6 protein-coding genes are annotated in these 14,085 nt (G+C 68.6%); 2 read left to right on the forward strand and 4 right to left on the reverse strand.

Annotated features, from left to right (window positions below; translation table 11 throughout):
* Nucleotides 1–2 precede the first annotated feature (2 nt).
* The gene (locus ACFQW8_RS07105) at nt 3–2,426 is read right to left on the reverse strand and encodes a zinc dependent phospholipase C family protein (protein WP_380086278.1); all 2,424 of its coding nucleotides are present in this window, start codon (nt 2,424–2,426) and stop codon (nt 3–5) included.
* Nucleotides 2,427–2,660: 234 nt separating this feature from the next.
* Between ACFQW8_RS07105 and ACFQW8_RS07110 the strand changes: the two genes are divergently transcribed.
* The gene (locus ACFQW8_RS07110) at nt 2,661–8,612 is read left to right on the forward strand and encodes a GH92 family glycosyl hydrolase (RefSeq protein ID WP_380086279.1); all 5,952 of its coding nucleotides are present in this window, start codon (nt 2,661–2,663) and stop codon (nt 8,610–8,612) included.
* An 87-nt stretch (nt 8,613–8,699) separates the two neighbouring features.
* Here ACFQW8_RS07110 and ACFQW8_RS07115 read toward each other — a convergent pair whose 3' ends face one another.
* The 3 genes from ACFQW8_RS07115 to ACFQW8_RS07125 form a co-directional block, all read right to left on the reverse strand.
* Nucleotides 8,700–9,917: an ATP-binding protein gene (locus ACFQW8_RS07115; protein WP_380086280.1), complete on the reverse strand. Its 1,218-nt coding sequence runs from the start codon at nt 9,915–9,917 to the stop codon at nt 8,700–8,702.
* A gap of 130 nt (nt 9,918–10,047) precedes the next feature.
* A complete protein-coding gene (locus tag ACFQW8_RS07120; RefSeq protein WP_380086281.1) occupies nt 10,048–10,899 on the reverse strand; it encodes a peptidase inhibitor family I36 protein in 852 nt (283 codons plus the stop codon).
* 211 nt (nt 10,900–11,110) lie between these two features.
* Nucleotides 11,111–12,415: an AAA family ATPase gene (locus tag ACFQW8_RS07125; protein WP_380086282.1), complete on the reverse strand. Its 1,305-nt coding sequence runs from the start codon at nt 12,413–12,415 to the stop codon at nt 11,111–11,113.
* Nucleotides 12,416–12,535: 120 nt separating this feature from the next.
* Here ACFQW8_RS07125 and ACFQW8_RS07130 point away from each other — a divergent pair, with 120 nt between their 5' ends.
* On the forward strand, nt 12,536–13,771 hold the full coding sequence (locus ACFQW8_RS07130; RefSeq protein WP_380086284.1) for a tetratricopeptide repeat protein: 1,236 nt from the start codon (nt 12,536–12,538) through the stop codon (nt 13,769–13,771).
* Nucleotides 13,772–14,085: the final 314 nt, after the last annotated feature.

The raw sequence follows: 14,085 nt of genomic DNA on the forward strand, positions 1-14,085 counted from the left end.
GGTCATCCCCTCCCTTCGCGGAGCTGGTCTCGCCACCGGGGATCCGTGACGGGGTCGTGGTCGTGCTGCTCCAGGCAGGACGGGGGACCGTCACCGGGCAGGTAGTGGACCGCCAGGTCCTGTGACTCGACGTACCAGAGGCCGGGCTGCGAGGGCAGGTCGTGGTCCGCGTGGAAGCCCTGCGGCGAGGTGCACGGCTGCGGGTAGGAGTAGTCCTCGCCGAACTCCTGGTTGATGTCGGGGCGGCAGGTCTCCTTGCCCCGGTCCCAGTCCCAGCAGTGCCAGGCGTAGCCGCGGTCGGCGTCGAGGTTGAAGTCGGGGACGTCGAACTGGGACTGCCCGGACTTGGCCACCATCCGACCGACGAGGTAGAGCCCGTAGTCGACCGGCCCGCCGAGGTGCTCGTCCGAGGGGAGGTGGGTGTCGAGGGCCGCCAGGGTCTCGGCTGGTGACGCCGCCTTCTCCAACGATGCGCGCGCACCGTCGTCACCGAGGAGCCCGGACAGCAGGATCGTCGAGTTGGAGCCGACGACGTAGGGGCCGACGTGGGTCTCCGCGCCCTCCTGGGCGACGCCGTCACCGGCCTGGTTGGTCAGCGGGTAGCGCCACGGGGCGATCCACTCCGACGCCTTGAACTCGTCACCGGGAGCATCGGCGCGGTAGCGCAGCGGACCCGTGAGCCCCAAGGCCCCGGTGATGTCCGACCGGCTGATGGCGCTGGGCAGGTCGCGCACGATGCCGCGAGGGTAGGCACGGTCCAGCCCGCGCGGGTGCGCCGCGGTGAGTCGCCCGGAAGGTTCGGTGACCGGTCTGGGGGCGGACGGCATACCCAAGGGGTTGTCCAGGGCTGACGCGATGTCGTAGGTCCCCTCGTTGCCGAGGGTGGTCAGGCCCGTGTTGATCTCCGCCGGCTTGGGCATCGCAAAGCCGGACATGACCAGGGCGCGGCGGGCGAGCAGGTAGGTGTTCCACAGCGGCACGATGACGGCCCAGTAGATGACGACGCGGGCCGGGAAGGTCGTGACGTCGACGATGAGCCCGGGCAGGACCGTGGCCAGCCACACCACCACCTGCGCGATGTAGACGATCCACGCGAAGAGCGCCAGGAGCAGGTCGAGCAGCGTGAACGAGTCGTCGTCGTCCACGTCGGCGCCGCGGCCCGGGTCGTCGTCGATCCCGGAACCCCCACCGCCGGGAGGGGTCGGGAAGGAGTGGTCGGTGAAGACGGTCGGAGGTGGCGGGAGCCGGAGGCTGATGGCGTCCGAGCTCGTCATCTTGAGGTAGCGGTAGACGATCTCCCACATCTGGGCCATCGCGTCCTCGTTCGGACGGCCGTCGGGGTCGCCGGTGGCCGGATCGGTCGCCGAGAACTGCGGGTCCTGGAGCAGGATGTGCGGCCCTTCGGACCCGTAGACCGAGGACATCGCGTCGAGGAGGCCCCCGACGAGATGGCTCGGCAACGGCCCTGTCTCGAGGTCGAAGAAGCTGCGCCGGTTTGCCGTCGCTGTCGGTCCGTCGTCGTTGTCGTATGCCGGGAAACCGCTCCAGTAGTCGTATGCCGGTGCGTCGTCACGACCGTTGTAGGGCGCGTCGTCGCGGTGGCGGAAGGCGAGGCGGAAGTGGAGCGCCGAGGTGCCGTACTCCCCGTAGAGCGGCCCCGGGTTCCGCGCGCCGTAGTTCTCGGAGTCCATGTGGTTCTCGACGAGGTGGTGGCGCTGCCAGTGGTCGCGGTATGGGCCGCCGGACTTGGCGTTGGTGAAGGCGTGCCCGGTGACGTCGGTCGCGCAGTGCGACATCCACCCGACGGCGAACGCGATCCTCGCCTCGGCGTCCTGACGCTCGGCGTCGTTCCCGGCATTGGCCAGGGCCTGCTGCGCCTGCTGGAAGAGGACGAACGGGAACTGGTAGGTCCGCCGGTAGTGGAACATGTCGGACCAGTAGAACGCGTCGTCCCCGAACCCCTGCGGCACACCGGAGGTGAGGACGCCGAACCAGTCGCCCATCTCTGCGAGCAGGCCCTTGAACGCCGACAGCAGCGAGGAGATGAGCTCGTCGAGGACCTGGGCCAGCTGGTTCGAGAGACCACCGGTCAGCTGGGAGGCGAGCTGGGAGGTGTTCGTCGAGATCGGGTCGATCCACTTCTCCCACTTGGCGACGAACTCGGCGTCGATGACCTGCCACACGTCGAGCGCCCACTGCACGACCTGACGGATGACCTGGCCTGTCGTGTTCTTGAAGTCGGGCAGCAGGTAGAAGAGGTCGGGTCCGAGCGCGCCGAGCTCGAGGTAGTTGCGCCAGGTGTGGCAGTGCTCGCCGATCGCCTGGGCGTCGAAGACCGAGATGGGGAAGCCCGCGGGCACCGCCCCCGTCCGCAGTCGGTCCGCAGAGTCGTGGGCAGCTTCCAGGTGGACGTACCAACCGGGCATGACGACCTCCAGTGCGACGACAACGACGGGTTCTCGTGGGGAAGGAGTGAGAAGACGGCTGCCAGATACGTCGGCGCCGAAGATGTCCGCAGGCGTCCTCGGCGGGTGCCGTGCGTTCGTACTGTCCGATGGTGCGAGTGGATCGGACAGTACCCGCGTCTCCGGTTGACGCGGTCTGGCTGACGCCACGACTCTCGGGCGAGACATCGTCGTCGCCCCAGAAGGAACAGCCAGATGCGCACCGTGACCCGCTCGCTCAGCATCATCGTCCTCGCCGCCACTGCCTTCGGCCCGGTCCTGCCCTCCGCGGGAGCGTCGGCAGCACCGGCAGCACCGGCAGCACCGGCCGCGGCGGCGTCCGAGCCACGTGCCGCGGTCGTCAACGCCGCTGCTCCGGCCTTCGAGACCTCCTTCGAGGAGGGTGACCCGCAGCCGAACTGGGTCGACACGCCGGACCTCGACGCTCAGGGCAGACCGCGAGCGGCCGGCGTCACCGGCGCCTCCATCCTGGGTCGCGGCCCCAGCACCGTCACCGGCCCCGACCTGCTCGCGGCCCCCACCGACCAGCTCGGCTGGGAGGGTCCCTTCCAGAACGGTGTCGGGTCCGTTCCCGGCACGATCGCCTCGACCACCACTGCGGCCGGAGAGCCAGCGGTCCGGTGGTCGATGCAGTCCCAGGGCGAGACCTGGATCCAGGTGCCGATGCCCGGGCTCGCGCTGGGGACGACCTACCGTGCCCAGGTCACCCTGCAGGGCGCTGGAGAGCTCTTCCTCAACGTCTACAGCGGGTCAAGCGACGTCGGCGGCGAGGCCGTCACCCTGACTGACACGCCCCAGACCCTGACCGTGGACCTCACGACTCCCGGCAGCCGGGGCGGCACACCGCAGTTCCAGATCCGCACGCGTGCCCGCGGCGCGATCAACGCCGTCGTCTCCGCCCCATCCGTGCAGAAGCTGGTCCCGGGCGCCGTCGACTTCCCGGGCAACGTCACCGACCAGGTCGTGAAGGTCACTGCCAGCCGGGAGAACGCGCCGAACGAGACCGCCGCCAAGCTGGCCGACGGCGACGTCGGCACCAAGTGGCTCGCCGGAGGTCGGAGCAACTGGGTGACCTACGAGCTCGCGGCACCGGCGGCCGTCGTCGCCTACGCACTCGGATCTGCGAACGACGCACCAGGGCGGGACCCACGCGACTGGACCCTGCAGGGCTCCGCCAACGGCACCAGCTGGACGCCTCTGGACACCCGCGCCAACCAGGGCTTCCCCAACCGCTTCCAGACCCGGCAGTACTCCTTCACCAACACGACGGCATACCGCTTCTACCGCCTGAACATCACGGCGAACGCCGGTGACGACGGCACGCAGCTCGCCGAGTGGATGCTGTCGACCAAGGCGATCCCGCCCACGGACATGACGACCACCGTGGGCTCGGGCCCTGGCGACGCCTACAACTCCCGGCCGAACGTCGGGTTCACCGGCACGGCTGCCCTGCACTACATGGGCGCCCACACGGCGGAAGGACGCGGGTACTCCTACAACAAGGTGCTCGACGTCGACCTCCCGGTCACCGCGACCACCGAGCTCGCCTACAAGATCTTCCCCGAGCTCACCGGTGGCGACCTGAGCTACCCGAGCACGCACGCGGCCGTGGACCTGGCCTTCACCGACGGGACGCACCTCAGCAACCTGCAGGCGCGCGACCAGCACGGCAGGGAGCTCAGCCCCCAGGGACAGGGTGCTGCCAAGGTCCTCTACGCCAACCAGTGGAACTCCGTGGTCTCCTCCATCGGCGCCGTCGCCGCGGGCAAGACCGTCGACCGGATCGTGGTGGCCTACGACAAGCCGCAGGGCCCCGCCGACTTCGGCGGCTGGATCGACGACATCTCGGTGGGCGCAGCGCAAGAGGCGACCACGTCGCCCCGACCCTCGGACCACGTCATCACCACCCGGGGCACCAACTCGAGCGACCGCTTCTCCCGGGGCAACACGATCCCCGCCACCACGGTCCCGCACGGGTTCAACTTCTGGACTCCCGTGACGAACGCAGGCACCACGCGCTGGCTGTACGACTACGCCAGGGGCAACAACGCGAAGAACCGCCCTCAGCTGCAGGCGCTCGCCCTGAGCCACCAGCCCAGTCCGTGGATGGGCGACCGCCAGACCTTCCAGGTCATGCCGTCCGCCAAGGCGGGCGTCCCCGCAGCCGGACGGGCTGCTCGCTCACTGACCTTCAGCCACGACAACGAGGTGGCCAAGCCGCACTACTACGGCGTCACCTTCGACAACGGCCTGAAGGCGGAGATCACGCCGACCGACCACGCCGCGATGATGCGGTTCACCTACCCCGGCGACCAGACGAGCCTGGTGCTGGACAACATCAACGACGCCGGTGGGCTCACCCTCAACCCCGCCGACCGGTCGATCTCCGGCTACACCGATGTGGGCAGTGGCGACAACTCCCTGGGCATGACGCGGATGTTCGTCCACGCGACCTTCGACGCCGCGGTCACGGACAGCGGCAAGCTCGACGGAGGGGGCGGGGGCGACGTCACCGGCTTCCTGCGCTTCGACGCGGGCCCCGACCGGACCGTGACGATGCGGATCGCCACCTCACTGATCAGCCTCGAGCAGGCCAGGAAGAACCTCGCGCTGGAGATCGCCCCGGCCGACAGCTTCGAGGACGTGCGGGAGCGGGCCCAGGCCATGTGGGACGAGAAGCTCGGTGTCATCGACGTGGAGGGCGCCACTCCTGACCAGCGGACCACGCTCTACTCGAACCTCTACCGGCTGAGCGTCTACCCGAACTCCGGCCACGAGAACGTCGGCACCGCCGCCGCTCCTGTCCTCAAGCACGCGGTGCAGTCCTCGGTCTCCACCGACCCGTCACCCGGCGCCACCACCCCCACCACCACGGGCGCCCGCGTCACCGACGGCAAGGTCTACGTCAACAACGGCTTCTGGGACACCTACCGCACGACCTGGCCTGCCTACTCGATGCTCTATCCCACCCAGGCCGGAGAGATGGTCAACGGCTTCCTGCAGCAGTACAAGGACTCCGGATGGGTCTCCCGCTGGTCGGCTCCCGGCTACGCGAACAGCATGACGGGCACCAGCTCGGACGTGGCGTTCGCCGACGCCTACCTCAAGGGAGTGCCGGGCATCGACGTGCAGACGATGTATGACGCGGCGCTGAAGAACGCGGAGGTGGCGCCGCCGAACGAGAACGTCGGCCGCAAGGGTGCGGACCGGGGCCTCTTCCTGGGATACACACCGACCTCGGTCCACGAGAGCGCGTCCTGGTCGCTCGAGGGCTACGTCAACGACTACGGGATCGCCAACCTGTCGAAGAAGCTCTACGACAGCACCGATGCGAGCGACCCGCGTCACGCGGAGTACAAGCAGAACTACGACTACTTCCTGAGCCGGGCCCAGGACTACGTCCGCCTCTTCAACCCCAAGATCGGCTTCTTCCAGGGCCGCACGGAGACCGGCGCCTGGAGGCAGTCCTCGGCGGACTTCGACCCCAAGGTCTGGGGCTTCGAGTTCACCGAGTCCAACGGGTGGAACTTCGCCTTCCACGCCCCGCAGGACGGCAAGGGACTGGCCAACCTGCTCGGCGGGAGGTCTGCCCTGGGCGACAAGCTCGACGAGTTCTTCGCCACCCCTGAGACCGCCGAGCTGCCCGGCTCCTACGGCCGCCCCATCCACGAGATGCTCGAGGCACGGGACGTGCGTCAGGGTCAGTGGGGCCTGTCCAACCAGCTCTCACACCACATCCCCTACATGTACAACTACGCCGGCGAGCCGTCGAAGGGGGCGGCAGCCATCCGCGAGGCACTCGCCCGCAGCTTCACCGGCAGCGAGATCGGACAGGGCTACCCGGGCGACGAGGACAACGGCGAGCTCTCGGCGTGGCAGGTGTTCAGCTCACTGGGTTTCTATCCGCTGCAGATGGGCTCCCCGACCTACGCCATCGGGTCCCCACAGTTCACCAAGGCGACGCTGCACCTCGAGAGCGGCAAGTCCCTCGTGATCAGCGCACCGAGGAACAGCGCCTCCAACGTCTACGTCCAGGGCGTGCGCGTCAACGGGGTCGCGCAGTCGCGGACCTGGCTGTCCCACGACCAGATCGTCGCCGGCGGGAACATCGAGTTCGACATGGGCGCGACACCGTCCGCGTGGGGCACCGGTCCGGACGACGCGCCGCCCTCCATCACGGAGGGCACCCGGGTCCCGAACCCGCTCACGGACGTGACCGGACCGGGCAAGGGCACGTCCCGCAGCAGCGAGACGGGCAAGGACGTCGCATCGCTGTTCGACGACACCTCCGGCACCCGGGTCACGTTCGCAGGTACGTCCCCGAAGGTGAGCTACGGGCTGGGCGGTGCGACCGCACGGGTGACGAGCTACACGCTCACCTCCCCGGCCACCGAGGACGAGCCGAGCAGCTGGGTCCTCGAGGGTTCCCAGAACGGCACGACCTGGACCCCGCTGGACAGGCGCACGAACGAGAAGTTCCAGTGGCGCCTGCAGACCAGACCCTTCGCGGTCACCACCCCCGGGATCTACCGCCACTACCGGCTGTCGGTCACCGGAAGCCGTGGCACGGCCTCCACCTCACTTGCCGAGGTGCAGCTGCTGGCGCGGGCACCGCAGGTCGCGGAGCTCCAGTCGGCCGTCGACCAGGCGCGCAAGGGTGGCGGGCTCAACCCCAGCACCGCCCGGGACCTCTCGCAGCTGCTCACCCAGGCCGCCCAGGCCGAGGCGGCGAACAACACGGCGGCCGTGATGGCCACGCTGGAGAAGGTCCGGGCGATGCTGGTCGAGTCCCCGTCCAACCGGATCGAGCCCGCCGCGCGTGACGCGATCCTCCTGGTGCTCTCACAGTGGATGAGCCCAGCCACGGGTCTCCCGCAGCTGCGGGAGCAGGTGGCCGCACTGGAGCGAAGCGGTGATATCCAGAAGAGCACCGCGACCGAGCTGCTCGGCATCCTGACCAAGGCCCAGCAGGCCGAGGCCGGTAGCCATGCGGTCGAGCTGCGGACGCAGCTCACGGCGCTGCGCTCAGCCGTCGCCGGCGCACGGACCAACAAGGTGAGTGAGAAGGCGAAGGGAGTCCTGCTCCCACTCATCGACGCCCTGCTCGCCACCCCACCTTCGGTCACCCGGACCAAGGACGCCGTGGGCGTGCTGATGGAGTCCTACGATCCGGAGAAGGCGTGGTTCCCGTCGAGCTGGTGGAACTCAGCGGTGGCCCTGGAGACCGTCGGGGACTACATGCAAAGGACCGGCGACCGGCAGTACCTCGATGAGATGGACCGGACGTTCGAGAGGAACAAGGGTGTGTTCCCCGCCGGAGAGCTGTCGGGCGACCCACTGCTGGGCAACTTCACCTCACGGGCCATCGACGACTCCGAGTGGTGGGCGCTGACCTGGCTGCAGGCCTACGACCTGACGAAGGACAGGAAGTACCTGGACATGGCCGTCACCATCGGCAACTACGTCCAGGGCTACTGGGACACGACGTGTGGCGGTGGCGTGTGGTGGGACGCGGAGAAGACCTACAAGAACGCGGTCACCACGGGTCTGTACGTCCGGCTCACGGCCGAGCTGCACAACCGCATCGCGGGTGACACCGTGTGGCTCGAACGGTCACAGGCCGGTTGGAAGTGGTTGATGGGCAGCGGGATGGTCAACGCCGACGGCCTCGTCAACGACGGCCTCACCGGGGCCTGCGCCAACAACGGCGGCACCGTGTGGAGCTACAACCAGGGTCTCTTCATCGGTGCGGGACTCGAGCTCTGGCGGGCGACCGGCGACGCCCAGGTGCTCGCGACCTCCCGTCGGCTGGCCGACTCGGCGATCACCTCGCCGGCGCTGGTCACCGACGGCGTGCTGACCGAGAAGTGCGACGCCGTCGACGCGAGCTGCGACGACAACGCCAAGCAGTTCAAGGGCATCTTCATGCGCTACTTCATGGACCTCAACGACACGGTCAAGGAGCCGCGCCACCAGGCGTTCGTCGACCGGCAGGCGACGAGCGTGTGGACCGCAGGCCGTGACGGCGAGGGTCGTCTCGGGCAGCGCTGGGCGGGGGCCGACAGCGTCGCGCACCCGAACGTGTTCGACTGGCGGACCCAGGCGAGCGCCCTGAGTGCCCTCATCGCGGCGGTGCCCAAGAACTGACCGGATGACCGACTGACCGGATGACCGGCCGAGCCCGCGGCCTCCTCTCCCCTCCTGGTTTGAGGGAAGAGGAGGCCGCGTGCTCTGTCAGGCGGTCTGCTCGCGCAGGTAGCGGCCGAAGTGGGGCACGGTGAACGCGATGCGACCCCGCTCACCCGAGTAGATGAGCCCCTTCTTGAGCAGGGCGTCACGCGCCGGTGACAGGGACTGCGGCTTGCGGCCGAGGTACGTGGCGACGTCGGACGTCGGCACGGACTCGATCTCGTCGAGCTCCTGCGCCGCGTCCTCCGCAATCGCCACCGCGACGTCGGCCATGGCGCGCAGGTACTCCCGCTCCCCCGGTGTCGCCCGCTCGAACCGCGACCCGAAGAAGCCCACCGCCAGCTCCGACTCCGCCTCGGGTGCCGCCACCCGCACGTCGTCCACGGTCACGGGTGAGCGAGGCGCCCGGTCCCACGCCGCCTTGCCATAGGCCTGGATGAAGTAGGGATAGCCACCGGTCGCGGCATACATGGCATCGAGTGCCGCCGACTCGTAGGCTGCGCCCTCCTCCTCGGCGGGCACGACGAGTGCCGCGTCGGCAGCCGCACGTGGGAGCCGATCGATCCGTGAGTAGCGAAAAAGCCTCTCCGAGTAGGACTTCGACGCCGACAGCACCGCAGGCAGGTGCGGCAGCCCGGCACCGACGACGATGACCGGCAGCCCCGACTGGGAGATCTCGTGGCAGGCCGCGCAGAGCGCCGAGACGTCATCGGGCCCGAGGTCCTGCATCTCGTCGATGAAGACAGCGATGCCGCGACCGGTGTCCGAGGCCAGGCCACCCACGTCGGTGAGCAGCTCGACGAGGTCGATCTCGATGTCACCCGAGTCGGCCCGGCCCGACGCGGCCGGCGCGTCGATGCCCGGGTTCCACCGCTCACGCAGCTTCGCGCCGGCTGGTGCGTCTCGCTGGGCGAAGGCCTTGATCACGCCCAGGACGTGCTGCACCTCGTCGTCATTGGAGTGACCCAGCTCCCGGACGGCCTGGTGCAGGGCCGACGACAGCGGCCGCCGCAGCGACTGGTCAGGACGCGCCTCGAGCTTGCCCGTGCCCCACTTCGCGCGAACAGCGGCTGACCGCAACGCATTCAGCAACACGGTCTTGCCGACACCTCGCAGCCCGGTCAGGACGATGGAGCGCTCCGGCCGTCCGCGCGAGATGCGTTCGAGCACGACCTCGAAGGCGTCGAGCTGCTCGTCACGGCCCGCGAGCTCGGGCGGGCGCTGCCCGGCGCCAGGGGCATAGGGGTTCCTGATCGGGTCCACGATGGCACCGTATCCGCATGTCTAGCGCGGACGGCATACATCCGAATAAGCAGGTATGCCGTGTCGCCCGACCGCCGTGTGCCGTGCGCCCCAGGGAGGGTGCGCGGCACACGGCGTCGTGCACGACCCGTCAGTCGCCGTAGCGGTTCTGGATCGACACGTGCACGTGGTCGTAGTGACCACCCGTGACACCGGAGCCACCGGTGTAGGTGCGCCAGCCCTCGGAGGCCCGGCCGACGCTCCAGATCTTGCCGTCCCAGATGACGTAGCGGACCTGGAGACGGACGGCGTACTGCTTGACCCACTCGGCGAGCTTCCAGCCCTGAGCCTTCTGGGTGGCGTTCGGGTAGGTGCCGATGGCGCTGGAGATCGTGCAGTCGAGCGCGTTCCCGGTGTTGTGGTTCGACGTCGACTCCTGGTAGGTGCGGTAGTCACCGACGAAGCACTGGGTCTCGCCCGTGAGGCGGGCGATCTCGTTGTCGACGAACTGCGTGCGCGCGGTCGCACTGGGGGCCCGGGTGATCGCCTCGGGGTGGGGGTTGGTGCCCGGAGCGCCATAGCTGCTGCCCGTCGACCCACCGAAGCGGTGCGAGGCGTTCTGGTTCTTCAGGGTCGCGTTCAGGTTGGCCTTGACGCCGCTGCCGACGCTCTGGCTCGCCCCGCCGTAGCCGCTGTTGAAGAAGACCGTGACGTTGCCCGACGTGCGGTTCCACACCGAGGCGGCAGCGTTCTTGACGCACAGGCCCTGGCCTGCTCCTGCACCCTTGAAGTCGTAGCACTCGGGCTGAGAGGCGCCGTAGTCGTCGATCGACCCCGCGAAGTCAGAGACCGACCCGAGCTGGCCGCTGTTGTAGTAGAGGCAGAACTCGCCTGTCTGACAGACACCGTCACGCGCAGCGGCCTGCGCAGAGGTTGCGGTCGCGGTCAGCACGGCCGCGCTGAGCAGCGATCCGACGAGACCGGCATACGCGATCCTTTTCACAAGGCTCTCCTTCATCAGGGCGAGACAGTGGTTCTCGCCGGTCCCGGGCGGGTGCCCGCAGTTCAGAGAGTCCGGTATGCCGCTGCGAAACCGCTGCGGTTGCGCTGCGCCTCTCGGGGGCTCGGCTCTTACGGAACGGAGCGCGGCTTCGAGCGTCCAACTCGCTATACGACGACTACTGAGCGCCCCTGCTCGGCTCGCCGAGCAGGGTTCAGCGGCGACGCTTCTTGAGATAGGCGTTCAGTTCGTCGTAGCTGCCACTCGAGTTCGAATACAGGGCGTAGTTGCGGGCGGTCTCCATCCACTCCCCGATGCTCGGCCTGACCTGCCCGGCCGCCTCAAGTACCTGCGACTGTGTGATGGGCCGCACGAATCCCGAGGCCATCGAGTTCTCCATCGCGGACTCAGTCGCCTGCTCACACACCAGGGCCACGTCGGCGCCCGAGAAACCCTCGGTCGCCTTGGCCAGCCTGCCCAGGTCGATGCGCTCGGAAGGTCGACCCTGAAGGTGCAGGGCGAAGATCGCCTCACGCGCCTCGCGGTCCGGGGGGAGGACGAGCAAGGTCCGGTCGAAGCGCCCCGGGCGGAGCAGCGCCGAGTCGATGTCCCACGGGTGGTTCGTTGCCGCAAGGACGAAGACGCCCTCGTTCTCGGTGGACGCGCCGTCGAGCTCGGCAAGGATCTGGTTCACGACACCACGCATCGCGCCGGCGCCGCGCAGGTGCGACCTCTTCTGCCCCAGCGCATCCAGCTCGTCGAAGAAGAGGACGCAGGGTCGGTTGCGGCGCGCCGTCTCAAAGACGCTGCGGAGGTTGCGCTCGCTGCTGCCGATGTACATGTCAAGAACGTCGGCGAGACCGACCTCGTAGAAACTGGCACCGAGCTCACCGGCCACCGCACGCGCGATGAAGGTCTTGCCACAACCGGGAGGCCCCCAAAGCAGGAGCCCACCGCGCAAAGACTTGCTGAAGGTCGCCCGCAGCTCGGGGTTGCGCATCGGCATGAGGAAGGACTGGTTGAGGCGCTTCTTGACCTCCGTCAGCCCACCGACGTCGGCCAAGGTCACGCCGGGCGGAGAAAGCTGGCCGAGATCTGGGTCGGGTACGCCGCTCGTCTCCTCCCACGCCGCCAAGATCTCGGAGGCGGTGTCAGGCACCAGCCCTGTGTGGGCCGGCTCGTCAGGGGACTCGTCCGGGCTGTCGCCATGGCCGCCGCCGCGGTCAGGACGGCCTGCGGGTGCTACACCCGCACGAGTCGAACCATCCAAACCCTCAAGAAGGCGAAGGTAGGCGTTGGCTCGAAGAACATCACCCTCGGCCCGGGACGCGGACTCAGCGATGTGCAGGGCCCCGAGATGGTCGGGTCGCTCTGCGAGCACCGTCAACGCCTCGGTCTTGGCCTCCGCCTGGCGCCCGTCCTGGTGTAGCAGGAGGGCGAGATGTGCGCGCACCTCGATGTTGGCCGGATCGGAGGCCAGCGCCTGAGCCAAGGCAGCGATGATCGGTTCGTTCGACACACGTGCACGCTAGTGGCAGCGGCAGGCCGCCGCCCGTGTTCTCGCGATGTCCCCCAACTCACCGTCAGCGGCCAGTCACGTCGGTACATTTGGGCGCGACACTGCGACTTTTGGGACCTCATGAGCGACACCGCCTCATCCGCCGGCGCCCGGGCCGTAGCCCTGCTCGAGCTGGGTCGACCCGCCGAGGCTGAGCGGGAGTTGCGACGCGGCCTCGCCAGCTCGCCACACGATCTGCAGATGCACGTCGATCTCACTCGTGCCCTCCTCATGCAGGAGCGCCTCGACGAGGCCATGGAGGCGTCTGCCCAAGCCCTTTCCCTCGCTCCGGACCACCCTTTCGTCCTCTACATCCGAAGCCTGGCGCAAGGAGCCATCGGTGACCTGGCCGCGGGCCTGGGAACCATTGACTCCGCACTCCGGCTCGCGCCCGAGGCATCGAGGTTGCACCGCCACCGCGGCTCTCTCCTGCACCAGCAGGACCGACCCGCGGAGGCGCTCATCAGCTTCGAGAGAGCAAGGGCGCTGGACCCCGAGGATGCCGAGGTGGTGGCCGCGATTGCCGGAGCTCTTCACGACCTCCGCCGGGACGACGAGGCTGAGTCGGCCATTGCCGACGCCTTGGCGCTCGACCCCGAGTGCGCGGCCGCGCACCACATACGCAGCCTTCAGTCGATGCGCAGTGGCGCGACCGCGGATGCCCTCGACGCCTCGCGCGATGCGGTTCGTCTCGACCCGACCAACGCGGTGACCAAGGAGCAGCTCGCAGTCGCGATGAAGGCGCGCAACCCGCTCTACCGGGTGCTGTGGAGCTTCTGCGACTGGTTCAACGGTCAGACCGACCCGACCAGAGTGGCGATCACCGTTGCTCCCCTGCTCCTCAGCCGCTTCCTCCAGACCTTTGACGACGCCCTCTGGGCCCAGGCCGTCCTTGCAGTCCTCGTCTCCTTCGTCGCCCTGACGTGGCTGCTCGAACCCCTGATGAACACCGTCATCATGTGCAGCCGCTACGGCAGGGGCCTCCTGCCCAAGGTGACCCGGCAAGCGACATACGCCTTCGTCGGCTTTGCCCTCGTCGCGCCGAGTGCTGTCATCGTGGGCATATCGGCTGACGTCGACGCAATGTTTCTCGTCGCGCTCAGCTCCGTCGTGTGGGCGGCCATCGCCGGCAGCATCCCCGGCATCCCAGTCCGTCATCGAGTCCTGTTCTGGATCGGAACCTCGGCTGCGGGGGCACTGACCGCGATCAGCATCCCGGCCGCCGTCATCGGTGCGTCGCTTGTCTGGCCCGTCACCTTGGCGCTGCTTCTCACGGGGGTGGCTGCACTCTGGGGCTCCGTGGCCCTGCGCCGCTGATCGAACTTGGCTGTCGCAACCAGGTGGTGCGCCGGTGCCCGCAGGCACTCGGCGCACCGTCCCGGCCGCCCCTCCAGTCGTGGCCCACAGGCGAATCGTCGCCGTGGGCCCGCCAGAAGTCATGCGATTGCCGACGACCACTCGGTCCGTCGGCGCTCCGATGCACGGGCAGGCGTGCTCGCAAAACATACCCTGCGGTATGTCATTGCGGAAGTGCTTCCGTTTTTGCTGCGTTGCCCTTCGGGAACCTGCACCTGCCGCACCGCGTCCAAGGCACATGCGACGACGACTCATAACGGTGGTTCTGGTGGTCG

It is taken from the genome of Knoellia altitudinis (assembly GCF_042666355.1).
GTDB lineage: Bacteria > Actinomycetota > Actinomycetes > Actinomycetales > Dermatophilaceae > Knoellia > Knoellia altitudinis.

Coding starts and splice junctions, on each gene's coding strand:
- ACFQW8_RS07105 (WP_380086278.1), bottom strand. CDS start 2,426: ATGCCCGGTTGGTACGTCCACCTGGAAGCTGCCCACGACTCTGCGGAC.
- ACFQW8_RS07110 (WP_380086279.1), top strand. CDS start 2,661: ATGCGCACCGTGACCCGCTCGCTCAGCATCATCGTCCTCGCCGCCACT.
- ACFQW8_RS07130 (WP_380086284.1), top strand. CDS start 12,536: ATGAGCGACACCGCCTCATCCGCCGGCGCCCGGGCCGTAGCCCTGCTC.